Annotated in this window: 24 protein-coding genes and 1 pseudogene; 11 read left to right on the top strand and 14 right to left on the bottom strand. The window is 70.3% G+C overall.

What is annotated here, in order from left to right; all coding sequences use genetic code 11:
* Nucleotides 1-156: 156 nt before the first annotated feature.
* Nucleotides 157-351: a hypothetical protein gene (locus tag ACFYWY_RS24125; RefSeq protein ID WP_215089395.1), complete on the top strand. Its 195-nt coding sequence runs from the start codon at nucleotides 157-159 to the stop codon at nucleotides 349-351.
* A gap of 78 nt (nucleotides 352-429) precedes the next feature.
* On the opposite strand, the gene ACFYWY_RS24120 is transcribed toward ACFYWY_RS24125, so the two are convergent.
* On the bottom strand, nucleotides 430-786 hold the full coding sequence (locus tag ACFYWY_RS24120; protein WP_389190083.1) for a DUF779 domain-containing protein: 357 nt from the start codon (nucleotides 784-786) through the stop codon (nucleotides 430-432).
* A gap of 205 nt (nucleotides 787-991) precedes the next feature.
* Here ACFYWY_RS24120 and ACFYWY_RS24115 point away from each other — a divergent pair, with 205 nt between their 5' ends.
* Nucleotides 992-1,438 carry a nitroreductase family deazaflavin-dependent oxidoreductase gene (locus ACFYWY_RS24115; RefSeq protein WP_389190082.1) on the top strand — a complete coding sequence of 149 codons (447 nt, stop codon included), beginning with the start codon at nucleotides 992-994 and terminating at the stop codon, nucleotides 1,436-1,438.
* A 26-nt stretch (nucleotides 1,439-1,464) separates the two neighbouring features.
* Nucleotides 1,465-2,073 (top strand): GPP34 family phosphoprotein, encoded by a 609-nt coding sequence (locus tag ACFYWY_RS24110; protein ID WP_389190081.1) that lies wholly within the window; start codon nucleotides 1,465-1,467, stop codon nucleotides 2,071-2,073.
* Between the two features lie 140 nt (nucleotides 2,074-2,213).
* Here the strand turns inward: ACFYWY_RS24110 and ACFYWY_RS24105 are convergent, their stop codons facing one another.
* The 7 genes from ACFYWY_RS24105 to dhaK all read right to left on the bottom strand — a co-directional run bounded on the left by ACFYWY_RS24105 (nucleotide 2,214) and on the right by dhaK (nucleotide 7,566).
* Nucleotides 2,214-2,846, bottom strand: a complete 633-nt coding sequence (locus ACFYWY_RS24105) for a class F sortase (protein ID WP_389190080.1) — start codon at nucleotides 2,844-2,846, stop codon at nucleotides 2,214-2,216.
* Nucleotides 2,847-2,938: 92 nt separating this feature from the next.
* Complete coding sequence (locus ACFYWY_RS24100) at nucleotides 2,939-3,742, bottom strand: hypothetical protein (RefSeq protein WP_389190079.1); 804 nt, start codon at nucleotides 3,740-3,742, stop codon at nucleotides 2,939-2,941.
* A 296-nt stretch (nucleotides 3,743-4,038) separates the two neighbouring features.
* Complete coding sequence (locus tag ACFYWY_RS24095) at nucleotides 4,039-5,217, bottom strand: GTP-binding protein (RefSeq protein ID WP_389190078.1); 1,179 nt, start codon at nucleotides 5,215-5,217, stop codon at nucleotides 4,039-4,041.
* A gap of 5 nt (nucleotides 5,218-5,222) precedes the next feature.
* The gene (gene rpmF, locus ACFYWY_RS24090; protein WP_389190077.1) at nucleotides 5,223-5,393 is read right to left on the bottom strand and encodes a 50S ribosomal protein L32; all 171 of its coding nucleotides are present in this window, start codon (nucleotides 5,391-5,393) and stop codon (nucleotides 5,223-5,225) included.
* Nucleotides 5,394-5,496: 103 nt separating this feature from the next.
* Nucleotides 5,497-5,907 (bottom strand): PTS-dependent dihydroxyacetone kinase phosphotransferase subunit DhaM, encoded by a 411-nt coding sequence (locus tag ACFYWY_RS24085; RefSeq protein ID WP_389190076.1) that lies wholly within the window; start codon nucleotides 5,905-5,907, stop codon nucleotides 5,497-5,499.
* Nucleotides 5,904-6,509, bottom strand: a complete 606-nt coding sequence (gene dhaL, locus ACFYWY_RS24080) for a dihydroxyacetone kinase subunit DhaL (RefSeq protein ID WP_389190075.1) — start codon at nucleotides 6,507-6,509, stop codon at nucleotides 5,904-5,906. Before dhaL ends, ACFYWY_RS24085 begins: the two co-directional genes overlap by 4 nt.
* A 64-nt stretch (nucleotides 6,510-6,573) precedes the next feature.
* Nucleotides 6,574-7,566: a dihydroxyacetone kinase subunit DhaK gene (gene dhaK, locus ACFYWY_RS24075; protein ID WP_389190074.1), complete on the bottom strand. Its 993-nt coding sequence runs from the start codon at nucleotides 7,564-7,566 to the stop codon at nucleotides 6,574-6,576.
* A gap of 291 nt (nucleotides 7,567-7,857) precedes the next feature.
* Here dhaK and ACFYWY_RS24070 point away from each other — a divergent pair, with 291 nt between their 5' ends.
* Together ACFYWY_RS24070 and ACFYWY_RS24065 are read left to right on the top strand one after the other, a co-directional pair.
* Nucleotides 7,858-8,484, top strand: a complete 627-nt coding sequence (locus ACFYWY_RS24070; RefSeq protein WP_389190073.1) for an RNA polymerase sigma factor — start codon at nucleotides 7,858-7,860, stop codon at nucleotides 8,482-8,484.
* A complete protein-coding gene (locus tag ACFYWY_RS24065; RefSeq protein WP_389190072.1) occupies nucleotides 8,481-9,203 on the top strand; it encodes a hypothetical protein in 723 nt (240 codons plus the stop codon). The genes ACFYWY_RS24070 and ACFYWY_RS24065 overlap by 4 nt, the downstream gene beginning before the upstream one ends.
* A gap of 10 nt (nucleotides 9,204-9,213) precedes the next feature.
* On the opposite strand, the gene ACFYWY_RS24060 is transcribed toward ACFYWY_RS24065, so the two are convergent.
* From ACFYWY_RS24060 to ACFYWY_RS24050, 3 genes and pseudogenes are all read right to left on the bottom strand, one after another.
* Nucleotides 9,214-10,125 (bottom strand): hypothetical protein, encoded by a 912-nt coding sequence (locus ACFYWY_RS24060; RefSeq protein WP_389190071.1) that lies wholly within the window; start codon nucleotides 10,123-10,125, stop codon nucleotides 9,214-9,216.
* Between the two features lie 128 nt (nucleotides 10,126-10,253).
* Nucleotides 10,254-12,914: an FG-GAP-like repeat-containing protein gene (locus ACFYWY_RS24055; RefSeq protein ID WP_389190070.1), complete on the bottom strand. Its 2,661-nt coding sequence runs from the start codon at nucleotides 12,912-12,914 to the stop codon at nucleotides 10,254-10,256.
* 215 nt (nucleotides 12,915-13,129) lie between these two features.
* Nucleotides 13,130-13,333: pseudogene (locus ACFYWY_RS24050) on the bottom strand (2OG-Fe(II) oxygenase); the annotation flags it as partial.
* A 137-nt stretch (nucleotides 13,334-13,470) separates the two neighbouring features.
* Here ACFYWY_RS24050 and ACFYWY_RS24045 point away from each other — a divergent pair.
* Both ACFYWY_RS24045 and ACFYWY_RS24040 read left to right on the top strand, forming a co-directional pair.
* Nucleotides 13,471-13,851, top strand: coding sequence for an STAS domain-containing protein (locus tag ACFYWY_RS24045; protein WP_389190069.1), 381 nt, complete (start codon nucleotides 13,471-13,473; stop codon nucleotides 13,849-13,851).
* Between the two features lie 20 nt (nucleotides 13,852-13,871).
* Nucleotides 13,872-14,297 carry an ATP-binding protein gene (locus ACFYWY_RS24040; protein ID WP_389190068.1) on the top strand — a complete coding sequence of 142 codons (426 nt, stop codon included), beginning with the start codon at nucleotides 13,872-13,874 and terminating at the stop codon, nucleotides 14,295-14,297.
* Nucleotides 14,298-14,382: 85 nt separating this feature from the next.
* On the opposite strand, the gene ACFYWY_RS24035 is transcribed toward ACFYWY_RS24040, so the two are convergent.
* On the bottom strand, nucleotides 14,383-15,279 hold the full coding sequence (locus tag ACFYWY_RS24035) for a SigB/SigF/SigG family RNA polymerase sigma factor (protein WP_389190067.1): 897 nt from the start codon (nucleotides 15,277-15,279) through the stop codon (nucleotides 14,383-14,385).
* A 177-nt stretch (nucleotides 15,280-15,456) separates the two neighbouring features.
* Here ACFYWY_RS24035 and ACFYWY_RS24030 point away from each other — a divergent pair, with 177 nt between their 5' ends.
* Nucleotides 15,457-18,399, top strand: coding sequence for a HAMP domain-containing protein (locus tag ACFYWY_RS24030; protein ID WP_389190066.1), 2,943 nt, complete (start codon nucleotides 15,457-15,459; stop codon nucleotides 18,397-18,399).
* A 76-nt stretch (nucleotides 18,400-18,475) separates the two neighbouring features.
* Here ACFYWY_RS24030 and ACFYWY_RS24025 read toward each other — a convergent pair whose 3' ends face one another.
* Both ACFYWY_RS24025 and ACFYWY_RS24020 read right to left on the bottom strand, forming a co-directional pair.
* Complete coding sequence (locus ACFYWY_RS24025; protein ID WP_389190065.1) at nucleotides 18,476-20,746, bottom strand: SpoIIE family protein phosphatase; 2,271 nt, start codon at nucleotides 20,744-20,746, stop codon at nucleotides 18,476-18,478.
* A gap of 181 nt (nucleotides 20,747-20,927) precedes the next feature.
* Nucleotides 20,928-21,953, bottom strand: coding sequence for a PHP domain-containing protein (locus ACFYWY_RS24020; protein ID WP_389190064.1), 1,026 nt, complete (start codon nucleotides 21,951-21,953; stop codon nucleotides 20,928-20,930).
* A gap of 125 nt (nucleotides 21,954-22,078) precedes the next feature.
* On the opposite strand from ACFYWY_RS24020, the gene ACFYWY_RS24015 reads away from it, so the two are divergent.
* From ACFYWY_RS24015 to ACFYWY_RS24005, 3 genes are read left to right on the top strand one after another with little or no spacing between them, the layout of a single operon-like run.
* On the top strand, nucleotides 22,079-22,402 hold the full coding sequence (locus ACFYWY_RS24015) for a gas vesicle protein (RefSeq protein ID WP_389190063.1): 324 nt from the start codon (nucleotides 22,079-22,081) through the stop codon (nucleotides 22,400-22,402).
* Between the two features lie 25 nt (nucleotides 22,403-22,427).
* A complete protein-coding gene (locus ACFYWY_RS24010; protein WP_389190062.1) occupies nucleotides 22,428-22,853 on the top strand; it encodes a gas vesicle structural protein GvpA in 426 nt (141 codons plus the stop codon).
* A complete protein-coding gene (locus tag ACFYWY_RS24005; protein WP_389190061.1) occupies nucleotides 22,850-23,569 on the top strand; it encodes a GvpL/GvpF family gas vesicle protein in 720 nt (239 codons plus the stop codon). The genes ACFYWY_RS24010 and ACFYWY_RS24005 overlap by 4 nt, the downstream gene beginning before the upstream one ends.

Here is a 23,569-nt window from a genome sequence, read left to right as displayed (position 1 = left end):
CCCTTCGCGGCGACCATCGCCGCCGCCGAGGGGCCGCCGCCTCGGTCCCGCCACACATCACCCGTACGGCGGACACGCCAGTCGGCCGTACGGGCCCTCCGCTGCGCCAGACTGACCGCCGAATGCCGCAATTCCGCGCGGCGGAGGAGGTTGGCGATGGCCATTTCGATCTCGATGGTGCTGCTTCTGCTGGTGCTCGCAGTGATCTTTCTGCGCAACGGCGGACTCAAGCTCTCCCACGCGATTGTCTGCGCCCTGCTCGGCTTCTTCCTCGCGGGCACGAGCATGGCGCCGACCATCCAGGACGGCATCGCGGCCACCGCCAACGTGGTCGGAAGCCTCAGGCCGTGACGTCCGCAGGCAGCTCGAAGCAGCTGCCGCGGACGTCGTCCACCTGCACCACATGCCTGCCGACGCGACGGCTGAGGCTCAGCCCTCGACCACATGCGACCGGATCAGGAACCGCACTCCCTCCGGCGCTTCCAGCGAGAAGCCGCTGCCCCGGCCCTCGACGACATCGACCACGAGCCGGGTGTGGCTCCACACCTCGTACTGACTTCTGGAGATCCAGAACGGGACCGGCTCCTCGACGCCCTCCACTCGGAGGGTCTCCAGGAGGACGTCGGACGCGCCCGTACGGAATTCCCCGTCCGGGTAGCACATGGGCGCGCTGCCGTCGCAGCAGCCGCCCGACTGGTGGAACATCAGCGGACCGTGGGCCGCCCGCAGCCGCCGCAAGAGACCGGCGGCCGCGAGGGTCAGCTCCACGCGCGATGACTGTGTCATCCGTCCAGCAGAGCACCGGCGAGGTTGCAATGCCGTTGCGGCCCCTTGGCGGAGTGTTTCTCCTCCGGGATGGCGACTGCGCGCGATCGGTGTTCGTTCGACTCGCGGACGGTGCTGCTCCGCTACGAGCGCCCCCAGGAATGATTGCCTGGCTCCAGGGCGTTGAGCCTGCTACGGGAAAATCTTCGACGATGGGATGGATGGCATGCCGCTTGAGGGTGAGTACGAGCCGAGCCCGGAGAAGTGGGTGCGCGACCAGGTAGAGCTGTACGAGAAGTCCGGCGGCACCAAAGGCACGACGATGCGGGGCATGCCCGTCGTCGTGCTGACCACCCGCGGCGCCAAGAGCGGCAAGATCCGCAAGTCCCCGCTGATGCGCGTGGAACACGAGGGCACGTACGCGGTCGTCGCCTCGCTCGGCGGTGCTCCGAAGCACCCGGTCTGGTACTACAACGTCGTCGCCGACCCACGGGTGGAACTTCAGGACGGCCCGGTCCGCAAGGACATGAGGGCCCGTGAGGTGACGGGGGACGAGAAGGCCCTGTGGTGGGAGCGCGCGGTCGCGGCCTACCCCGACTACGCGGAATACCAGAAGAAGACGGACCGCCGGCTCCCGGTCTTCGTCCTGGAGCCGGCGGCTCAGGAGCACTGAGCCGGAGTACCGAGGTGGAGCCGTTCATGACCACAGCGCGGGATTTGATGATCGTTGCCCTGGACATGGCGTCCAGTCGACCTGTGGAGCGAGGCGATCTGTCGCTCGCGCTCGCGGGAGCCGAGATGATCGACCTCCTGGATGCCCAGGACATCAGACTGGACGGCGATCACATCGTGCCGAGCATCAGGCGCGCCATAGCTGACCGCCTGTTGGATGAGGCCGCGGCGTCGCTTGCCAGAGAAGCACCGTACGAGTCGGTGGGTGACTGGCTGTGGCGCAGAGGCCGCGGCCTGTCAGCGGCCTATCTGGCTGCCTTCGAGGCGGAAGGGCATCTCACGCGGCAACGACGCCGCCGCTGGATGCTCTTCCATACCAGCCGGACGGAGCTGGTCGACTCGCCCGCCCGCCGCCTGGCGGCCGACCGCTGGACATCGAACGAGCCAGTCCTCGCTTCCCTGGCGGCGGCCCTCGGGATCCGCAACGATCAGACCGGGGATTCCCCGGGCGTAGCCGAAGACGCGACGGCGACAGTGCTCGCCGCAGTCAATGACGCGTTGCAGGAGTTGGCGGTCGAACGGCAACGACGCGCCATCGAAGAGGCAGCCGCGGACAACATTCGGCGAGGCGAGTGACAGGCGTCGGGTGAAAGCCGGAGGCACTCCTGTGCCGAAGTGTGTCGGGTACCGCCCACCTGTCCTCGAGGGTGCGGACGTGGGGTGGTCTCGCAGGCCAGGGCTGTGCTGATCTCGGCCCGGTGGATCTCTCCACCTCGTCAGCGCACCTCGACAAGGCGGGCGAACGCCACGACGTTCCCGTCGTAGCCGGTCTTCTTCGTATAGCCGCCGCCGCAGGTGATCAGGCGCAACTCCGGTGCCGGGGTGTCCTGGTAGACGCGGGCGGCCGGGAATTTCTTCTTGGCGAAGATCTCGATGCCGTACACCGTGAACACTGCCGTACGGCCGTCCTCGCGCAGGATCTCGACGCGACTGCCCCGCTCCAGCGCGCCGAGTGCGTAGAAGACGGCCGGGCCCGCCTTGTTGTCGACATGGCCGACGATGACGGACGTGCCCCGTTCGCCGGGGCCGGCCGCGCCGTTGTACCAGCCGGCGAGATTGCTCTTCTCCAGCGGCGGCGCGTCGATCCCGCCGTCTTCGTCGAGGCCGACCGCGGTGACCGGGGCGTGGAGCCGGACGGACGGAATGACGATCCGCCGGGGCGGGGAGTGGGGGAGCGCATGGGGCACGGCCGGCAGCGGGGCGGCCTCGCTGTGGCGAGCGGGGACGGCGGAGCCGGGCTGGGGCGGCCCGCCGACCGGCTCGGTGGATCCGTTGCGCAGGAGGAACACCCCGAGCAGCAGGACAGAGGCGACCGTGAACCAGGAGCCGCGGTCCTTGAACGTGTCCATGGGCGCTCTTCCTCAGTCCCGTTCTGTGTCTCAGGTGGCGCTCCGCCGGCCAAGACCTCGGGGCCCGGGGCGGCGGAGCCGCTGTGTCGGCGTCAGACGCCTTCTGAGGACCTGCGGCGCAGCAGAAGGACGCCGCCGCCGAGCACACCACCCGCGACGAGTGCCGAGCCGACCGCGATCTGCGCGGGGCTCAGATCGGCGAAACTGCCGCCTGCGCCGGCGTCGACGCCCGCGCCGGGCTTCGTGGTGCCCTGCCCGGTGTGGGAGTCTTCCTTCCCGGTGTGCGAGTCGCCGCTCTCGTCCTTGGCCGCGGTGTGCGAGTCGCCGCTTTCGTCTTTGGTACCGGTGTGCGAGTCGCCGGTCTCGGCCTCGCCCTCGGTGAGCACGTCACCGGTCTCGATCCCCGTGGGCAGATCGCCGGTTTCGGACTTGGTCCCGGGTGCCGTCCCGACGAGCGCGTCAAGGGCATCAGCCTCCGTCCCGGTGGGCGAGTCCCCGGCCGCGGCCTCGGTCCCGGCCTCGGTCCCGGGCCCGGTCCCGCTGAGCGAGCCGGAGTCGTTGCTGATGGCCAGGGCCGTGGTGACCTTCTCGCCGTTGCAGTCGAAAGTGACCTCGTCCTCGGCGCCCGGCTTGGCCTCCGCGTCAATCCTCGCCGTGCCGGGCCGGCCTTCATCGAGCGTGACGGTCTCGAAGACTCCCGAGGACACGGTCACGGTCGAGTCGTCGCACTCGGTGGCATTCAGAATCACGGTGCCGCCGGGCGCAACGGTCGAGGGGCTGACGGTGAATCCGGCAGGGGTGATGTCGCCCTCGTCGGCGGCCAGGGCCACCGGGGCGCCGATAGTCAGCGCGGTGGTGCCGATCAGGGCGAGGGAGGCGACACGTATCGCACGCATGGTCAGTTCTCCGTGTTCCCGAGGGCCATTGCGGATGACTTCCGCGCTGGAGAAGAAATGCCCCTCGTTGGGAAAGACGCTAGGAGGCCGACGGGGTCGGCGCATGCGGCGAGGACGGCGCGGCCCCGGCGAGTCACCCCCCGTCCGTCGCAGTGGCCGCGACGGTCGTGCCAGGTCACGCGGTACGGCCGGGAGCCCCGGCCGATCCGCGGCGTACGCGAGTCCGATCGAGTGACGGCGCCACCCCGGTGGCTCCGCGGGAGCGAGCCACCGGGTCCGGTCGCCGCCCCCAGGCCCTAACGGAGCGTCACGGAGGACGTGAGGTGATCCTCGGTGCAGTGAACGTCCCAAGCGGGGAAGGGGTCGTGCCACGGTCCCGTCTCGTCCGCACCGGCGAGGCAGCTGTCGAGCGCGCCGCGCAGCGCCTCTGCGCGCAGTCCGGTGCCGATGAAGACCAGCTCCTGGCTCTGACCGCTCTCCGCCGCGTGCATGCCCGACGGTTCGAAGCGGGCGACGGCACCGGCCTGCGACCACAGACCGGTGACGAGCTCGCGCCCGGCCAGCGAGAAGAAGCCCTTCGAGCGCAGGACCTCGCCGTACGCGCCGCTGTCCAGCCCCTCGGTGACGAACTCCCACAGCCGCCCGGGGTGGAAGGGCCGGTCGGCACGGAAGACGGTGCTGGAGATGCCGTACTCCTCGGTCTCCGGCACATGGTCGCCGTTGAGCTCCATGACCCACCCCGGGGCCTGCTGGGCGCGCTCCAGATCGAAGCGGCCGGTGCCGAGGATGTCGGCGGTATCGACCCGGCCGTGCTGCGCGGGCACGATACGGGCGACCGGGTTGAGCCGAGTGAGCGCCGCCCGCAGCCGGGCCGCCTGCTCCTCGCCGACCAGGTCGAGCTTGTTGACCACGATGACGTCGGCGAACTCGATCTGGTCCATGAGCAGATCGCTGACGGTGCGTTCGTCGTCCTCGTACTGGTCGAGCCCGCGCTCGGCGAGCCCGTCACCGCCCGTCAGTTCGGGCAGGAAGTTCGCGGCGTCGACAACCGTGACCATCGTGTCGAGGCGGGCCAGATCGCCGAGGGTCGCGCCGTCGTCCCGCGGAAAGGCGAAGGTGGCGGCGACGGGCATCGGCTCGGAGATGCCGCTGGACTCGATGAGGAGGTAGTCGAACCGGCCTTCGCGCGCCAGCCGGTCGACCTCCTCCAGCAGATCGTCGCGCAGGGTGCAGCAGATGCACCCGTTGGTCATCTCGACCAGCCGCTCCTCGGTGCGCGACAGGGCGGCGGCGCCTCCGCGCACGAGCGCGGCGTCGATGTTGATCTCGCTCATGTCATTGACGATCACGGCGACCCGCAGGCCCTCGCGATTGCCGAGGACATGGTTGAGCAGAGTCGTCTTGCCGGCGCCGAGGAATCCGGAGAGGACGGTCACCGGCAGCCGGCGGTCCGCCGCGCTCGTCGGGGCAGTCATGTCCGTCAGCCCTCCGGGCGCAGCAGACCGCGCTCGTACGCCTTCACGAGCCGCTGCGGCACCTGGTACGGGACGCCGTCGATGGTGACGGTCACCAGCTGGGGCGTGGTGGCCTTCCACTGGGCGCGGCGGTGGCGGGTGTTGCTGCGGGACATCTTGCGCTTGGGTACGGCCATGGGACCGGGAACCTCCTGGGTGGGACGTGCCCGTGACGCTACATGAAAATGGTTCCCGTTAACAATTGTGCTCGGTCGGCGTCCGTCGGGCCCCGGGCCGGGCTCACACCTTCCGGTAGTCGTACGCCTCCGAGGCTGCCGCCTGCACCGCGTCCAGATCGCCGCCCGCCGAAGCGGTCACCACGGCAGCCACCGCCCCCTCCACGAAGGGTGCGTCCACCAGCCGTGCCCCGTCCGGGAGTTCGTCGCCCTCGGCCAGCAGTGCCTTCACCGTCAGCACGGCGCTGCCCAGATCGACCAGGACGGCCACCCCCGCGCCCCCGTCGACCGAAGCCGCGGCTGCCGCGATCAGCTCCGAGCTGGTCCCGAGGCCGCCGTCCGCAGTGCCGCCCGCCGGTGCGACGGGCGCGGTCGTGCCGCCGCCCGCGAGCCCTATGGCGAGCTCGGCGACGGTCTCGGCCACCTCCGCGCTGTGCGAGACCAGCACGATCCCGACCGGCTTGTCGGTGCTCATTCCGCCTCCTCCGCCAGCGCCGCGATCAGCAGGGCGGAGGAGGTCGCCCCCGGATCCTGGTGCCCGATGCTGCGCTCGCCCAGATAGCTTGCCCTGCCCTTGCGCGCCTGCATCGGCACGGTCGCCAGCGCGCCCTGCTCTGCCGCCTCACGTGCGGCCGCGAACGACGCGGTGGAGTCGCCGAGCGCCTCGACCGCCGGATCGAGTGCGTCCAGCATCGTCTTGTCCCCAGCCTTGGCCCCGCCGAGCTGCGCCACCGCGGCGACGCCCGCGCGCAGCGCATCGGCCAGCTGCCCGGGCGTCACCTCGACGCCGTCACCGAGCGACTTTCCCGTACGCCGCAGCAGCGTCCCGTACAGCGGACCGGAGGCACCGCCCACGGTGGAGATCAACTGCCGTCCCGCCAGGGTCAGTACGGCCCCGGGCGTCTGAGGGGCCTCCTTCTCCAAGGCCGCCGTCACGGCCGCGAAACCGCGCTGGAGATTGTTGCCGTGGTCGGCGTCGCCGATCGCCGAGTCCAGCTCGGTGAGGCGGTCCGCCTCACGGTTCACAGCAGCCGCGGAGGCCGTCATCCAGCGGCGGAAGAAGTCGGCGTCGAGCACATGAACTCCCTGTGGTGAGCGGGTGGTCGGCGAGGCGGCGGGGCCGGGCGCAGATCCTGGACGGTCAGCGGCCCCAGCGGAGCGCGGGGGTCCGCACCGGCGCGTCCCACAACCGCAGCAGCTCCTCGTCGACCTGACAGAGAGTCACCGAGCAGCCTGCCATGTCGAGCGAGGTCACATAGTTGCCGACGAGCGTACGGGCGACCGGCACCTGGCGCTCGTCGAGCACGCGCTGCACCTCGGCGTTGAAGCCGTACAGCTCCAGCAGCGGCGTCGCCCCCATGCCGTTGACGAGTGCGATCACCGGGCCCGACGGCTCCAGATCCTCCAGTACGGCGTGCACGGAGAAGTCCGCGATCTCCCGCGACGTCATCATGGGGCGCCGCTCACGACCGGGTTCACCGTGGATGCCAATGCCCAACTCCAGCTCACCCGACGGGAGATCGAAGGTCGGACTGCCCTTCGCGGGCGTGGTGCTGGCGCTCAGCGCGACACCGAAGGTCCGGGAGCTCTCGTTCACCTGTCGGCCGATCGCCTCGACCCGCTCCAGCGGCGCACCCTCTTCGGCGGCCGCACCTGCGATCTTCTCGACGAACAGGGTCGCGCCGGTGCCGCGCCGGCCCGCCGTATAGAGGCTGTCGGTCACCGCGACGTCGTCGTTGACGAGCACTTTGGCGAGACGGACTCCCTCGTCCTCGGCGAGCTCGGCCGCCATGTCGAAGTTGAGGACGTCGCCCGTGTAGTTCTTGACGATGAACAGCACCCCCTCGCCGCTGTCGACAGCGGCGGCCGCCCGCGCCATCTGGTCCGGCACCGGGCTCGTGAAGACCTCTCCCGGGCACGCCGCGGAGAGCATCCCGGGCCCGACGAAGCCGCCGTGCAGCGGCTCGTGCCCGGAGCCGCCCCCGGAGACGAGCCCGACCTTGCCGGCGACGGGTGCGTCCCGCCGTACGATCACCCGGTTCTCCACATCGACGGCCAACTCGGGGTGTGCGGCGGCCATACCGCGCAGGGCGTCGGCGACGACGGTCTCCGGCACGTTGATGAGCATCCTCATGGGTACCTCCTGGTGAGCGCGGCCGCGTTTGTGTGGATCGCGGACCGTCGTATCGACGCCTTCAATGTCCGCCTCCTCCGGGTAGAGGTCGACGGTGGTCGACAGGCCGGGCCTCTCCGCCCGCCTTCTATAAAGAGGGTAGATCGCTCGGACCTTGTTGGCGGGGCAGCGGCGCCCGCTCCTTCCGCGGCATCGCTCCGAACAGCTGTGACACTTCCGTGAGTCCTGACGCAGTGATCTATGGGGGACGTCGGCACAGGCGTGCCGTGTCAGCACGATGAAGAGGAACGAGTGGGCAAGCGTGGGGGCGACCGCCGGGCACAGACGTTCGACGGAGAGCTGGGTGAGGCGGTCGAGCGGGCGCAGGGCGGGGACGAGGAGGCCTTTGCCGCCGCCTACCGGTGGGTGCATCCCCCGCTCCTCGGCTATTTGCGCGGTCTGGTCGGGGACGACGCCGAGGACGTGGCGTCCGAGGCATGGCTCGAGATCGCCCGTGATCTGGGGCGGTTCCGCGGAGATGGAGCGGGGTTCCGTGCGTGGACCGCGAGCATCGCGCGCAACCGTGCCATCGACCATCTGCGCCGGCTGAAGAGCCGTCCTCGGGCCACGCTCTTCGAGAGCGAACTGGCCGAGCTGCCGGCCAAGCAGGACACGGCCGGCGAGGCAATCGAATCCATCTCCACCGAGCAAGCCCTCGCCTTGATCGCGAAGCTGCCCCAGCAGCAGGCGGAAGCGGTGCTCCTGCAGACGGTCATCGGACTCGACGGGGCGTCGGCCGCGCGGGTGCTGGGCAAACGGCCCGGAGCGGTACGCTCCGCCACGCACCGCGGGCTGAAGCGGCTGGAGAAACACCTCGCTGCGCTTCAGCCCATGCGTGTGACAGATTCGGACTCTCGTGCGCTGGGAGAGGCGAGATGACCGAAACCCCACCCCGAGGTGCCATGAAGCCCGAGCAGCAGACGCAGACGCCGACGCTCGAGGACCTGCTGGCTGCCGCCGCGCGTCCCCTGCCCTCTTCGGCAGAGGCCGAGGCCCGGGCCCTGGCCGCGTTCCGGGCCGCGCGTGACGAGGGCGCGTCAGCCGCGCCCACGAAACCCGAGGACGACTGGCGCTCGAAGAATCCCGCCGTTGGGCGTCGGGGGATCAGGGTGGGAATCGGGGCTCTCGTGGCGGGAGTCATGCTGGGCGGGGTAGCCATGGCAGCGGGTGCGATCCCGACGCCGTTCGCAGAGCCGCCGCTCAAGCCGGCGCCGACGCCGAGTGCCACGTCACGCCAGGCGGTGACTCCGGGGGAGCCGGAGCACCCGTCGACGACCGGACCCGGGGCTCGCACCCCCGGTGAGCGGCCGCCGGCGGCGAAGGACGATGTGGCGCACTGCCGCGCGTACGAGTCGAAGGAGGGGCGGGGCGGGGCCCTGGACGGCACCGCCTGGCAGCGGTTCGAGGACGCGGCGGGCGGCCCGGACGCGGTGGCGGCGTACTGTGCCCGGCTGTTGAGCGAGCAGCCTGTCAAGGCGTCGCCGCAGGCACGCCCGCCCAAGGACGAGGGCGGCAGGCAGGACGCGCCGCCCGCGGAGCAGCAGGGCGGATCGGGCAGTGGGGCCGCTCAGACGAAGAAACCGCCGGGCAAGCAGTAGGCGGTGCCCCTCACTGCCCGTAGCTCATGAACCAGTGTGCGTCGAAGTACGCGGCGGTCGAGCACGGCTGCCGCGGGTCGGTGAGCATGCGGAAGATGAACTCCGCGGTCGAGCCGTCGAACCGGATCCAGTCGCTGTAGTCGTCCTTCGGCACCAGGATGGGCCAGCGGTCGGGGTCAGCCCCCTCCGTCAGCCAGTAGAACGAGTCCTCCCGCTCGCTTCCCGCCCACTGCAGGAGCCCGCCCGGGGCAGGGAACAACCGGTGCGGCGCCCACATGCTGTTGCCGTCCTCGCCGTCCCACGAGGCCATCGACAGCGCATGCTCGACGATGTCGAGGCTCCCGGGCGGACCATTGGGGAGGAACATGTCGAGGTAGCCGTCGAAGGCGCCGCACCCGAAGATCTGAACCAGTTGCTTGTAGTCGCTGGGCAGACCGGTACCCAGCCAGGCCTCGGCCGTGTCCCAGCCGACCGTGTGCGTCAGTTCCCCGTCCTGGCCCGTGACGAAGACGACGCGGTCGACCCAGGTGGCGTCCTCCGCAAGCTCCTCCAGTGCCGGGGCGGCCCGATGCGCGACGAGAACCACAGGCCGTACGCCGTTGCCGACGGCAACGATGCCGCAGCCGATCCAGTAGGTGCCGTACGCCCATGCGTACATCTCCTTCACGTCCTCCCCGAAGGGGGCGAGGAGCGGCAGTCCGGTTCTCTCGGTGAGCGTCGGAGCGCGGTGCCCGCGCCTGACGAGCGGGCGCGGCCGGCCGTACCGCTCGCTCACCGCGTCGAGAAGGCGGGGCAGACGTGGCCGGCCGGAAGCGTTCAGGCACACATGGTCCGCCGCATGACCGGGCTCACCGCACGCCAGCTTCCGCGGATCCCGATGGGTCAAGTGGGCTACTGCCGCCAGCAGTTCTCGTTCATTCATCGTGGGCCGCCCCATCCAGTCCTTGAGCGCGCTGTCCCTCGCGCCGTCCTTGAGCGCGAGATGCCGGCCGGCCGCGCGGACCGGGCCCCCGGGGGGCCTGGGCCACGCAGCCGGCCGGCATCGGTCGGTTACGGCGTCAGCACCTGGCCGATGCGGACGCCCGCGGGTGCGCCCAGCGCCGCGGTGCCGAAGTACACACCGGACGAAGGGATCACGCCGGACGTGCTGCTGTTGTCGATCTGAAGGATCGTGCCGTTGTTCGCGTCCTCGCCGTCCGCGCCGATGGCCAGGTCCGCCCGCGTGTAGCCGGACAGATCGGTCAGCGATACGGATGAGCCGAGGCGGTCGCCCGCTTCGGCGTCACCGGGTATCCCGGTGGTGTCCTGCGTATAGGCGAACGAGCCGGTGCCGGTCTGGCCCGCGGCCGAGCCGCGCAGCAGGATCACCATGCCCGAGTCCGCGCGACTGGCCCCGTTGCGCGTGATGTCCTCGCCCGGCACGCCGGTCAGGATGTCCGCGTACCCGTCGAGGTTGAGATCCCCTACGGAGACGGCGGCACCCATGTCGTCACCGGTCTCGCCCGCCTCCGGGACACTGGCGGAGTCCTGGTGGAGGGTGATCCGGCCGGTGGAGGTCAGGCCCGTGGCCGAGCCGAGGACCACCGTCACCGCACCGCCCTTGGCCGTCGTGCCGGACTCGGTGGCCGAGGGCTGTCCGACGGCGAGGTCCGTGTATCCGTCGCCGTTGACGTCGCCGGCCGCGAGGGCACGGCCGCCCCGTGCGTCGAGGATCCCGACCCGCTGCAGGCCGGACGCGGAGCCCTTCAGCCACAGCAGCCGCGAAATCCCGCCCGGGTCGCGGAAGTTGACCGCGACGTCGGCGTAGCCGTCCTTGTTGAAGTCGCCGGCGGCGGCAGAGGCGTAGGCGACGGCCCCTGTGTACGCGGCGGTGTTCAGCAGGCCCGACTTGGCGGCGCCGGTCGCGGAGTCGTACGCCCACCAGCGGCCCGGCACTCCCGGGGCGACGGAGAAGACGTCGGCCTTGCCGTCGGCGTTGAAGTCGGCTGCGGCGACCGTGGTGCCCAGCTTCTCGCCGTTGGTACGGACGGCGGCATCGGTCCAGTACGCCTTGCCGCTGGTGAGTGCGGGGCCGTACAGGACGCTGACGGAGCCGGTGTCGACCTGCGACGCCAGCTCGTTCTCGCCCGGGACGCCGACGACCAGGTCGGCGTAGCCGTCGCCGTTGACATCTGCGTACGCGGAGGAGGCGCCGAAGGCGTCACCGCTCTCGGAGCGTCCGGGAACGCCCGCGCTCTCCTGGTTGAGCGTGCGCTTCCCGGCGCTGGTCGGGCCGTTGACGGTGCCGGGCAGGACCGTGACCGAGCCGTCGCCGCTCGCGACCCGCGGCAGACCGGCGACCAGATCGGTGATGCCGTCCCGGTTGAAGTCGGTGGTCGGGATCGCGGAGTTGCGGCCGGGGCCCGCCGCGAAGTCACGGATCGAGGAGAGCTTGGCGTACAGGTTCTTGCCGGGGCATGCGGTGGCGAAGCCGTCGCGGTGACCGGAGACGGTGTTCAGCGTGGCCTGCTGGCCCTCGGTGTACTTCCCGGTGTTGCCCTGGGCGGTCAGCGTCACCGTGCCCTTGGGGTTGCCGCCGTACTGGCCGAGCTTCCAGGCGGCGACGCGGGCTGCCGACTGAAGCGCGGCGGGGGTCGGCCTCCCGGCCGGCTTGCTCGTCGCGGCGTCGCCCTCGAAGTCACCGAGCAGCGCGATGCCGGTGGAGTAGCTGTTGAAGCCGTAGGTGTGCGCGCCCTTGACCGGCAGATCGGTCCCGCCGCCGCGGCCCTCGAAGATCTGGCCGCACTTGTCGACCAGGAAGTTGTAGCCGAGGTCGTTCCAGCCCTCGGTCTTGACGTGGTACGTCATGATGCCGCGGACCAGGGCGGCCGACTCGGCGCAGCTGTAGTTGTTCGAGCCGACGGTGTGGTGGATGAAGACTGCCTGCACCTTGTCGATGTACTCGGCGGGGTCGTCGACCATCGACTCGTCGGCGCCCCACTGGGCGCGGTTGACCATCGGCGGCTGCTTCACCGTCGAGGGCGGCGCGGTCGGCTTGGTGGGCGTCGGGACCGGCGTCTCGGTCGGCGTCGCCGTGGGGCCGGCCGTCTCGGTCGGGGTCGCCGAGTCGGTCGGAGTCACGGTGTCGGTCGGCGAAGCCGGGTCCGTCGGGGTGACCGGATCAGTCGGCGAGGCGGACGGGGTCTCCTCCTCCGCGAACGCCGCGTTGTCGATGAGCGGCGCGGCCGGGTTCTTGGCCTCGGCCCTGCTGACGCCCGGGTCGACCATGTGCAGCTTCAGGTTCTTGGGCAGCGCCTTGCCCGAGTCGACGCGTACCTGCACGGCGGTGGACGGCCCGACCCACAATGGCTCTGACGCTCCGCGGTCGCCGCCCTCGGCGCCCTCGGGCCGGTGTGCCTCCAGGTCCAGCGCCTGCCAGTCGGACCACTTGCCCGTCTCGGCGCTGCGCGTACGCACCTGGGCCGTGCCCTCGACCTCGGCGGCCGAGCTGTCCCAGCCGATGCCGACGAGGGAGAACGGCTCGGTGTCGGTGTTCGGCAGCTCCCTCTTCGTGGCTCCGCCCTTGGCGAGCTCGAGCGTGCGCAGCTTGGCCGCCCGCTCCTCCTGGTGCGGCTTCTTGGGAGAATCGGACGGGTTGGCGGTGGCTATGGTGACCACCCCCGCCCCGCCGAGGACGACAGCGCCCACGGTCAGCCAGACTCGGCGCTTCATGCTCAGTGGTCTGTACGCATGCGACGTACGCGGGCTCAAGTGCCCCACCTCTCCGAAAAGTTCACTTGCGGCACGCCCGTCACGTGGGCGGCCTGCGCTACCCAGCGCACCCCGCCGCCAAAACATCACGGGTCGTAGCAGGATGTGATGTGGATCACGCTCCGTGGTGTTTTACTGCCTACTGTCGCTCGCCGAGACCGGCCAGGGGACTGTCGTCAGGTGGCGTCGTGGAAGACCAGGCCAAGGGTGTGCCGGTGGCCCGAGCGGACCGCGCTGACGCCGTGCCGGACGGGAGAGGCGGACCAGCCGCGCCTGGAGCGCACCGGGCGGTCCCGGGTGGTGAGCTGTTCCACGAGCAGGAAATCGCCGCCGGTGTAGTCGACGCCCGCCTCGTCGAGGCCGATGACGACAGGGAGCGGGCTGCCCGTGTTGCGCCGCTGGGCCGGCCGAACGGCCACGGCATACAACGACGCATTCCGGGCACCCATCCCTCAAGAGGGCCATCGCGCTCCCCCACCGCCAGGGGGACCGGACGCGGAACGAGAGGTGGTGCGTCGTGGTTGGACGTGCCGACGCCGCCAAGCGGCGCCTCATGGTCGCAGTCCGGCAGATGCCGGCTCAGGGTGCTTTTGTGCTGACACTCGCGGGTGAGCTCGACCATGACTCGGTCGAGGCGCTGCGCGAAGCTCTTGCCGAAGGCTTGGCGTCAGGGGCGGGCCGGATTCTGGCCGACTGTTCGGACCTGCGGTTCTGCGACTCGACCGGGCTCAATGCTCTGCTGCACGGTCGACTCGTCGGACGCGAGGCGAGCGTTCGACTGGAACTTGTCGCTCTGCAACCGCCGGTTGCCCGCATGTTCGACATCACCGGCGCGGGCGCCGTCTTCCGTATGCACGCGAGTCTCGACGAGGCTCTGGCGGACAGTTCACAGAGGTGACAGAGGTAGAGGAGGAGGTCGTGAGTGTCGTCCTCCCGGCGCGGGGGCAGACCCGCCGGCTCGCCCTGTACGGCACCGAGGGTGTCGTAGGGCGCTGCCGAGACTTCAGCCGGGACGCCCTGACCGACTGGGAATGGATTCCCGCCGCGGACGAGGACGGCCAGGCGGTCGTCGAGGATGTGCTTCTGCTGGTGTCCGAGGTCGTCACGAACGCCTGCCTGCACGCCCACGGGCCCCGGGAACTCACGCTGCACTGCTCACCGGACCGGCTGAGGATCGAGGTCACCGATGACAGCCCGGTTCACCCGCGGCCGCGCCCGTTCGCCGTCGGTGTGCCCGGCGGTCATGGTCTGGTGGTCCTGGAGCGGCTCTCCCGGAGCTGGGGATCCGTGCCTCGGGGAACCGGGAAGACAGTGTGGGTGGAGGTGGCGGCGCCACCGCGCTAGCAGGGTGAGCGGCAGCGGAGCGCTCTCCCCGCTGCCGTCTCGAGTTGCCGTCCGACCGTCGCCCGAACCGTCGTCGGAACGGTCGTCAACCGCCGTCGCCGCGGTCCTCGTCACCGTCGTCCAGCAGCAGGGCCTCGCGAAGCAGCGTAAGGACGCGGGCCAGCAGCCGCGAGACATGCATCTGCGAGATGCCCAGCCGCTCACCGATCTCACGCTGCGTCAGGTCCTCTACGAACCGCAGGGACAGAATCAGCCGGTCCCGCTCGGAAAGGGTGGCGACCACCGGCTTCAGTGCCGCGACGCATTCGACCGTGTCGAAGGCGCCCTCGTCCTGGCCGAGGCACCGCTGCGCCGGGCCCGGGGCCTTGTCGTCGTCGAGCGGCGCGTCCAGCGAATGGGCGGTGTAGCCGTTCGCCGCCTGCCGGCCCTCCCGCACCTCCGCCTCGTCGACGCCGAGGTGGACGGCGAGCTCGGCATCCGTCGGCGGGTGCCCCAGCCGCTGCTCGAGTGTGTCCGACGCCCTGGCGATGCCGATGCGCAGCTCCTGCAGCCGTCGCGGCACCCGCACAGCCCAGCTGGCGTCCCGGAAGAATCGCTTGATCTCGCCCTCGATGGTCGGGAGCGCGAAGGAGGCGAACTCGACCTCGCGCTCGACATCGAAGCGGTTGATGGCCTTGATCAGGCCGATCGTCCCGACCTGGAGGATGTCCTCCATCGACTCGCTGCGGTGCGAGAACCGGGTCGCGGCGAACTTGACGAGGCTGAGGTTGAGCTCGACCAGGGTGTTGCGCACATACGCGTACTCCGGTGTGCCCTCCTCCAGTGATACGAGCCGTTGGAACAGCGATACGGAGAGTGCCCGCGCGTCCATGGTGCCGATCGTCCGTGGGTCCGGGATCTCCGGAAGGCCGAGAAGCGCCGGCGGGCGTGGTGCGGGCGCGGCGGAGACGGCGGAGTCGCGGGTACGCGAGAGGCTGGACATGAGGCTCCTTCGACGCTGCTTGGGGATCGTCGTACGAGCACCTGCCGAATATTTACCCGAATGGCACGTTTTGATGCCTTTCACCCCCCCGTGGTGAGCAGTCGGTTCCGGGGTGTCCGTAACACCTCCACGTGCGAGAGTGGACGTGTCGTCGGTCGTAGCAGGGCGAGGTCAGCGATGGATTCTGCGCACACCTCCGGTGAACGGCTCGGCCGCCCATCGGCGGAATTGAGCGAAGAAGGGCTCCGGAAACTGCTCGCGGGGCTCACCGCAGTACGCGACGGCGACTTCTCCCACCGGCTGCCGGCCGACGAGGCGGAGCTCCTCGGCGAGATCGCGGCTGTCTACAACGGCATGGTCGACCAGTTGTCCCTGGTCACATCCCAGGTCACGAGGGTCGCCAGCGAAGTCGGCGGCGAAGGGCGGCTCGGCGGCCACGCGCGCGTCCCCGAGGTCAGCGGCATATGGCTGGAGCTCACCACCGGCGTCAACACGATGGCTGACAACCTCACCTCGCAGGTCCGGTCGATATCCCAGGTCGCGTCCGCGGTCGCGCGGGGCGACCTCGACCAGAAGATCCGCGTCGACGCCCGCGGGGAGATCCTGGAGCTGAAGGAGACCATCAACACGATGGTGGAGCGGCTGTCCACCATGGCGGAGGAGGTCACCCGCGTCGCCCGCGAGGTCGGCACAGAGGGAAACCTCGGCGGTCAGGCGAGGGTACGGGGCGTCTCGGGTACCTGGAAGGACCTGACCGACAACGTCAACTCCATGGCGAACAACCTGACCAATCAGGTACGCAACATCGCCCAGGTCACCACGGCCGTCGCGGAGGGGGATCTGACCCGCAAGATCGATGTCGACGCGCGCGGCGAGATTCTCACGCTGAAGACCACCATCAACACCATGGTCGACCAGCTGTCGTCGTTCGCCGCCGAGGTCACCAGGGTGGCCCGCGAGGTCGGCAGCGAGGGACGGCTGGGCGGCCAGGCCGAGGTGGAGGGCGTCTCCGGCACCTGGAAGCGGCTCACCGAGAACGTGAACGAGCTGGCCGGAAACCTCACCCGGCAGGTGCGTGCTATCGCCCAGGTCACCAGCGCCGTCGCCGAGGGTGACCTGACCCGCTCCATCACGGTGGAGGCGCCGGGCGAGGTCGGCGACCTCAAGGACAACATCAACGCCATGGTCGAGTCGCTGCGCGAGACCACCCGCGCCAATGAGGAGCAGGACTGGCTCAAGACCAATCTGGCCCGCCTCTCCTCCTTGATGCAGGACAGCCGCAGCCTCTCCGCGGTCGCTGAGCTGATCATGGACGAGGTGCCCCGGCTGGTCTCCGCGCCCTACGCCGCTTTCTTCCTGGCGCAGGAGACGCCCGACGGGCGCGACATCGAGCTCGTCATGATGGCTTCGTACGGCGGGCCCGACGGACCGGACGAGCCCCGGCGCCGCTTCCGGCTCGGCCAGTCGCTGGTCGGTCAGGCGGCGCGCAGCAGGCGCACGCTCACCGTCGACGGTCTGCCGCCCGGATACGCGACGATGTCCTCCGGTATCGGCTCGGCCGAGCCCACGACCCTGATCGTGCTGCCGATCGTCGTCGAAGGCCAGGTGCTCGGCGTGATGGAGCTCGCGGCGCTACGGCCCTTCACGGGCATCCACCGGGACTTCCTCGACCGGTTCAGCGAAACGGTCGGCGTCATCGTCAAATCGCTGATCGCCAGCGCCCGTACGGACGAGCTGCTGGAGCAGTCCCAGCGTCTGACGAGCGAACTGAGCGCCCGATCCCTGGAACTCCAGTCGCGTCAGGAGGAGTTGCAGCGTTCCAACGCCGAACTGGAGGAGAAGGCGGCGCTGTTGGTGGAGCGCAACCGGGACATCGAAGGCAAGAACCTGGAGATCGAGGCGGCCCGCCAGGAGCTTGAGGCCCGCGCACTCCAGCTCTCGCGTACGTCGATGTACAAGTCGGAGTTCCTGGCCAACATGAGCCACGAGCTGCGCACACCGCTGAACAGCCTGCTGATCCTCGCCCAGCTCCTCGCCCAGAACGCGGAGGGCAACCTGACGGAGAAGCAGGTCGACTACGCCGAAGTCATCCACTCCGCGGGTTCCGACCTGCTTCAGCTGATCAATGAGATCCTCGACCTGTCGAAGGTCGAGGCGGGCAGGATGGACGTCCATACGGAACCCGTCAACCTGTCCCGGCTGCTGGACTACGTCGAGATCACCTTCCGGCCCCTGGCGAGCGAACGCGATCTGCAGTTCCAGGTGGTGAGGGCGCCCAATATGCCGGAAGCCGTCGTCACCGACGAGGCGCGGCTGCGGCAGGTGCTGCGCAATCTGCTCTCCAACGCCATGAAGTTCACCGAGCACGGACAGGTCGAGCTGCGCGTCGAGTACGCCGCCGACGATGAGCTGACGGCCCCCCTGCGCGGCCGCCCCGCACTCGCGTTCAGGGTCTCCGACACCGGAATCGGCATCGCCGAACAGCACTTGGAGACGATTTTCGGAGCGTTCCAGCAGGGCGACGTGGCCACAGGACGGCGCTACGGCGGTACGGGACTGGGGCTCTCCATCAGCCGTGAGGTGGCCAAGCTCCTCGGCGGCGAGATAGGGGTGAGGAGCAGCATGGGTGAGGGGAGCAGCTTCACGCTCTACCTGCCGGTCCGCGGCGCCGGGCACCCGAAGGAGCAGGCGGCGAGCGCCAGTGGGCGGCCGCATGAGGACGGCCCCCGTCCGCAGGCGCCGACGCTGACCGGGCGCGTGGCGCTGATCGTGGACGACGACGAGCGGAACGTCTTCGCGCTCACCGCGATCCTGGAGCGCGAGGGCATGCGCGTCCTGCGCGCGGACGACGGAGCAGCCGGCATCGAGCTCCTCGCCGCGCGGGGCGACGTGGAGCTGGTCCTCATGGACGTGATGATGCCCGGCATGGACGGGCTCTCCGCCACCGCCGCGATCAGGGAGATGCCACGCTTCGCCGAGGTCCCGATCATCGCGGTGACCGCCAAGGCGATGCCCGGCGACCGGGCCAGGACGCTGGCCGTCGGCGCCAACGACTACCTCACCAAGCCCGTCGACGCGGACGAGCTGATCGCCAGAATCCACAAGTGGCTGGGCGACTGACACTCACGCCGCACCGGGCCTTGAGGACGCACGCTGCCTTCCGGACACACGGGAGCCTTCGTGACGCAGGGGGCCGTCAGGACACGCGCAGGACGACCAGGCTGGTGTCGTCGTCCGTATCGCCGGTGACGGCACTCAGCAGTTGGTCCGCCTGCTCGTCGACGCCGCCGGGGGCCATTCGCTCGGCAGCGCGCCGCAGTACGGCCAGGCTCTCGTCCAGCCCCGCGTGCCGGCGCTCGACGAGCCCGTCGGTGTAGAGCAGCAGAGTGTCCCCGGGAAGCAGCCGTGTCGTGGTCTGCGAGTAGATGGCGTGCGGCAGGGCTCCCAGCAGGATGTTGCGCGGGGCGTCGAGCAGTTGGGCGCGCCCGTCGCGCAGCAGCAGCGGCGGCAGGTGGCCCGCGCTCGCCCAGCGCAGGGTCCGGTCCGCCGGTTCGTAGATGCCGCACACCGCGGTAGCGGTCGGACTGCCGTCCGTGTGCAGCGCGAGGTCGTTCAGCCATTCCATGAGCCGGCCGGGGGAGTTGCCCGTGAAGGCCAGGCCGTGCAGCGCATTGCGCAGCGAGACCATGCCGGTGGCGGACTCGATGCCATGGCCGGCGATGTCGCCCACCGCCAGCAGGATCCGGCCGTCGGGCAGCGGCAGGACGTCGTACCAGTCGCCGCCGACGCGGTACTCCTGGGCGGCCGGCCGGTAGCGGGCCGCGACCTGGAGTCCGGGCAGCCCCTCCAGCGTGGGTCCCTCCGGGACAATCGCGCGCTGAAGCTGAAGTACCACCTGGTGCCGGAGCGCGGCCTGCGCCTGGGCGACGGTCAGCTGGTCGAAAGCCGCGGTGAGCGCGAGCTCGGTGCGGTGCTGCGCGGAGACGTCCTGGTAGATGCCCGTGATGCCGGTGAGGACACCACCCGTCAGCAACGGCTCGGCGGCGATGCGCACATGACGCAGCCCGCCGTCGTCCCGGACCGTCCGCACGACGGTCTGCGCGCCCACCCGGCGCTCGGTCAGCGCGACGAGCAGGTCATCGAAAGCGCCTGCCTCCTCGGGATGGAGTCTCGGTCCCAGCAGCCGCAACGGGATCGGCGCGCTGCCCGGCGGCAGCCCGAAGATCGTGTACGTCTCGTCCGTCCAGCGGGACTCGCCGCGGATCAGATCGTCCTCGAAGGACCCCAGATTCTCGAGGTGATCGAGGACCCTCACCACAGCCAGGCCGGGATCCGTTGCCCCGTGCCAGAGCACAACGCTGCGGTCCGGCCCGACCGGCAGTACGCGTACATCGAGCAGCGGGTCAGGGCCGCCGGGACGCAGCTCCGCGGGAATTCGCGCCGCACGCTGCGGGGCCGCGCCCGACCGCGCGCTGTGCACCAGACGTACGAGATCGGCGTGGGCGGCCGGGAACACCTGAGCCAGTGGACGCCCCACCGGTCCGTGAACTCCCCCGGAGGACTGCAGCGCCGCCGGGTTGAGGTGCTCGACGCGGAGCGCGGACGTGCCGGGCTCGGCGCGCAGAGTCATGGCCGGACGGGTCAGCAGGTCGAGTAGCGGGCCGAGCAGTGGCGGCTCGCCGGCGGCCTCCTGTGGACCCACGTCGAGCATCCGGGCGGCCGTGTCCATCAGGCCCGTGAGCGTAGGGCGCACAGGGTCGTCGAGGTCGGCGGGCCCTGGCCAGACGATCAGGGCAAGACCGGTGACCGATCCATGGTTCCAGAGCGGCAGGACGGCTCTGGCGGCGTCCGGGGCGGGCCCCGGAAGCCGCTCGTCCGGCGGCGGCCCCGCAGGGAGCCAGTCGGGCGAGCCCTGTGCCAGGACGCGGTGCAGCGTCCCCCTGGTCTCCGGGGGGATCCACCGCCAGTGCGAGGCCTCCAGCGCGGAGACGCCCGCGTGCCCGGCCAGCTGCAGGCAGTCGGTCGTCGTACGGCGCCACAGGAACAGGGCCGCCGCGCCGAACGGCCGCAGGCCGCTGTCCAGCAGTGCCTCGGCGACCTCGTCGATCGTGTCGAAGGACTCCGCCGTGATCTCCGCCCTGCGCCTGCGCCGTATGTCCGCGGGTGATTCCGTTTCGTCCGGCGCGTGGGCCACCACGGCGCCGGATGCGGCGTTCACGATGTCGGCCGCGAGGTCCTCGGGGCCGATCCCGGTGGAGTCGGCGAGCCGGGCCAGGTGCTCCGCAGCGTCGGGAGGCGGCGTGGAGAGCTGGGCCACCAGGATGCCGACGGCCAGATCCAGCAGATGGCGGCGGGCGAGATCGCCTCGCAGGGACGCGACCTCGGCGGTCAGTTCAGCGACCGCGGCACAGAGGCCATCCGTCCCGGCCGGGGGCTCGGGGAGCGGCGCCTGTTCGGGCATGATCATGACTGCTCCAGCTCGGGGAGGCCGTGCAATCGCGAACCGGATTCTACCCTCGCATACCGGGCGCGGCAGGGTGGTCCCGGCGCAGCGCTGCCGGTGGCTTCCCGGTCGCCGGGGCTGTGGACGCCGGGCCGGTCGGAGGTCGGGGCCGTCCGACGTCAGAGCTGTTCGGTTGCCAGGCTCGTCAGACGTAAGGACGGTCGCGCGACTGTGTCCAGGCGAGCAAGTCCGTTGCACCCCAGGCGTTGATCACCCGCTCGGGGGGCACCTCACATGCCTCCGCCCGGGCGCACCCGAAGATCTGCCAGTCGAGCTGTCCCGGCGCGTGGGCGTCCGTATCGATGGCGAAGAACACCCCGGCCGCCACCGCGAGGCGAAGCAGCCGCAGCGGGGGATCCAGCCGCTCGGGGCGGCTGTTGATCTCCACCGCCGTGCCGTGAGCGGCGCAGGCCGCGAAGACCGCTTCCGCGTCGAACTGCGACTCGGGCCGCCCCTTGCCGGTGACCAGCCGCCCCGTGCAGTGGCCCAGCACATCGGCCAGCGGATTCCGTACGGCCTTGACCAGGCGCCGCGTCATGTCGGCTGATTTCATTCGCAGTTCGGAGTGGACAGAGGCGACCACCAGATCGAGCTGGTCGAGCAACTCCGGTTCCTGGTCGAGCGAACCGTCGGTCAGAATGTCGCACTCGATGCCGGTCAGCAGCCGGAACGGAGCCCACTGCCGGTTCAGCTCCGCCACGACGTCCAGCTGCTCGCGCAGCCGCTCGGCGGACAGGCCGCGTGCGACGGTGAGCCGGGGCGAGTGGTCGGTGAGCACCGCCCACTCGTGCCCCAGCGCGGCCGCTGCAAGCCCCATTGCCTCGATGGAGCTGCCGCCGTCCGACCAGTCGGAATGCAGATGACAGTCACCGCGCAGCAGCTGACGCAGTTGCGTTCCGCCCTCCGTCGGCACGGGGGGTGCCTCGCCTTCCAGCCGCTGAAGGTACTGCGGCACATCGCCGGCCAGCGCCTCCCGCACGACCTGCGCCGTCTTCGGGCCGATGCCCTTGACCGCCTCCAGCGAGCCCGCCGCCGCACGCCGGGCGATCTCGTCGTCGTCCATCTGAGCAAGGGCCGCGGCCGCGCTGCGGAAGGCACGCGCCCGATAGCTCTCCGCACCGGCACGCTCCAGCAAGAACGCGATCCGTTCCAGAGCAGCGACGGGGCGCATCTCATCCCTCCGCACCGTTGGCGGCAGTCCCTTCCACTGTCCCCTGCCGGGCGCCCATCGGCACGCCGAGCCATGAGTTGGGGTTTGGAACGGCTCAATCGTGTTACTCGCAGGGGCGAGGTGACATGCCCAATTCATCGGAGAACACAGAGAAGAAGAACCAGAGCGCGGCGGAGAAGCTGAGCCTTCTGGAGGTGGCGCGCCGAGCGCGCACACAGCTGGCGGAGCTCACCGGGATGGAGACCGACGCGGTCTCCTCGGTCACGAAGACCGACGACGGCTGGTCGCTGGAGATCGAAGTGCTGGAACTGAGCCGGATCCCCGACACGACGAGCCTGCTTGCGAGTTACGAGGTGACTCTCGACTCCCGGGCCGAGCTGACCGGTTACCGCAGGATCCGGCGCTACGTACGGGGCAGGGCGGACCCAGGCGGCCCGTCCCGCCCGTGACCACACGACAAGGAGGCAGCCAACGATGACCGTTGTACCGGCACAGCAGGCCGGAGGATCAGGCGGCAGCAGCAGTCTTTACGACGTCCTGGAACTCGTCCTCGACCGAGGCCTCGTGATTGACGCCTTTGTGCGCGTCTCGCTCGTAGGCATCGAGATACTCAAGATCGACATTCGGATCGTGGTGGCCAGCGTCGACACCTACCTGCGGTTCGCCGAGGCGTGCAACCGCCTCGACCTGGAAGCGGGCCCCCGCAAGAACCCCGGACTGCCCGATCTGGTGGGGGAGATCACCGAGTCAGGCGCCCGTGGCAAGTCCAAGGGCGCGCTGTCCGGCGCGGCACAGACCATCTCGGACGTGTTCTCGAAGGACCACGACGAGGAGGAGACCGAATCCAAGCCGCGCAGCAGGCGCACCACGTCCCGCAGCAGGAAGGAGGAGTCGGAGTGAGTACGTACGTCTACGGCATCGCCAGGAGCACGCACCCGAGTCCTCCGCAACAGCTGGGCGGCGTCGGCGATCCGCCGCAGCCTGTGCGCGCTCTGCGGCAGGGCCGGCTCATGGCCCTCGTCAGCGATGCGCCCGAAAATCTGCGGCCCAAACGGCGCGACCTGCTCGCGCATCAGCAGGTCCTCCGGGCGGCGGGGGCGCAGGGCACCGTCCTTCCGCTGCGCTTCGGAGGCCTTTCGCCCGACGACGAGACCCTGGCAGCCGTCCTCGCCGAGCGCGAGGACCACTATCTGGAGCGGCTTCGGGCCCTCGACGGCAAGTCCGAATACAACGTGAAGGCCTCCCACGACGAGCAGTCCGTCCTGCGACTGGTGCTCGCGGACGACCCAGAGCTGCGGGCCATGGCCGAGGCGGGCCGGTCCGGCGGTGACGGGGGTGCGTACGAGGGGAAGCTGCAGCTCGGCGAGCGGATCGCAAACGCCGTGCGGCTGCGCGAGGCACAGGACGCCGATCTGCTGAGGGAGACGCTCAAAGGCCCGGCCGAGGCGGTCAGCGCCGGTCCGCAGAGCACCGGCTGGCTGACGAACCTCTCCTTCCTCGTGGACGGCGAACACATCGCGGAGTTCGTGGCCGCCGTCGAATCCGTACGGGAGGAACAGCCGCACCTCGTACTGACGGTGACCGGGCCCCTTCCGCCGTACAGCTTCGTGGAGTGA

This window comes from Streptomyces sp. NPDC002870, assembly GCF_042888505.1.
Lineage (GTDB): Bacteria > Actinomycetota > Actinomycetes > Streptomycetales > Streptomycetaceae > Streptomyces.
This window is presented reverse-complemented; position numbering and strand designations above follow the sequence as displayed.

Bases quoted from the DNA above. Each gene is read 5' to 3' on its own strand.
- ACFYWY_RS24115 (WP_389190082.1), top strand. From the start codon at position 992: ATGCCGCTTGAGGGTGAGTACGAGCCGAGCCCGGAGAAGTGGGTGCGC.
- ACFYWY_RS24010 (WP_389190062.1), top strand. From the start codon at position 22,428: ATGACCGTTGTACCGGCACAGCAGGCCGGAGGATCAGGCGGCAGCAGC.
- ACFYWY_RS24030 (WP_389190066.1), top strand. From the start codon at position 15,457: ATGGATTCTGCGCACACCTCCGGTGAACGGCTCGGCCGCCCATCGGCG.
- ACFYWY_RS24065 (WP_389190072.1), top strand. From the start codon at position 8,481: ATGACCGAAACCCCACCCCGAGGTGCCATGAAGCCCGAGCAGCAGACG.
- ACFYWY_RS24025 (WP_389190065.1), bottom strand. From the start codon at position 20,746: ATGATCATGCCCGAACAGGCGCCGCTCCCCGAGCCCCCGGCCGGGACG.
- ACFYWY_RS24095 (WP_389190078.1), bottom strand. From the start codon at position 5,217: ATGACTGCCCCGACGAGCGCGGCGGACCGCCGGCTGCCGGTGACCGTC.
- ACFYWY_RS24125 (WP_215089395.1), top strand. From the start codon at position 157: ATGGCCATTTCGATCTCGATGGTGCTGCTTCTGCTGGTGCTCGCAGTG.
- rpmF (WP_389190077.1), bottom strand. From the start codon at position 5,393: ATGGCCGTACCCAAGCGCAAGATGTCCCGCAGCAACACCCGCCACCGC.
- dhaK (WP_389190074.1), bottom strand. From the start codon at position 7,566: ATGAGGATGCTCATCAACGTGCCGGAGACCGTCGTCGCCGACGCCCTG.
- ACFYWY_RS24020 (WP_389190064.1), bottom strand. From the start codon at position 21,953: ATGCGCCCCGTCGCTGCTCTGGAACGGATCGCGTTCTTGCTGGAGCGT.
- ACFYWY_RS24110 (WP_389190081.1), top strand. From the start codon at position 1,465: ATGACCACAGCGCGGGATTTGATGATCGTTGCCCTGGACATGGCGTCC.
- ACFYWY_RS24105 (WP_389190080.1), bottom strand. From the start codon at position 2,846: ATGGACACGTTCAAGGACCGCGGCTCCTGGTTCACGGTCGCCTCTGTC.
- ACFYWY_RS24085 (WP_389190076.1), bottom strand. From the start codon at position 5,907: ATGAGCACCGACAAGCCGGTCGGGATCGTGCTGGTCTCGCACAGCGCG.
- ACFYWY_RS24100 (WP_389190079.1), bottom strand. From the start codon at position 3,742: ATGCGTGCGATACGTGTCGCCTCCCTCGCCCTGATCGGCACCACCGCG.
- ACFYWY_RS24035 (WP_389190067.1), bottom strand. From the start codon at position 15,279: ATGTCCAGCCTCTCGCGTACCCGCGACTCCGCCGTCTCCGCCGCGCCC.
- ACFYWY_RS24015 (WP_389190063.1), top strand. From the start codon at position 22,079: ATGCCCAATTCATCGGAGAACACAGAGAAGAAGAACCAGAGCGCGGCG.
- ACFYWY_RS24120 (WP_389190083.1), bottom strand. From the start codon at position 786: ATGACACAGTCATCGCGCGTGGAGCTGACCCTCGCGGCCGCCGGTCTC.
- ACFYWY_RS24060 (WP_389190071.1), bottom strand. From the start codon at position 10,125: ATGAATGAACGAGAACTGCTGGCGGCAGTAGCCCACTTGACCCATCGG.
- ACFYWY_RS24055 (WP_389190070.1), bottom strand. From the start codon at position 12,914: ATGAAGCGCCGAGTCTGGCTGACCGTGGGCGCTGTCGTCCTCGGCGGG.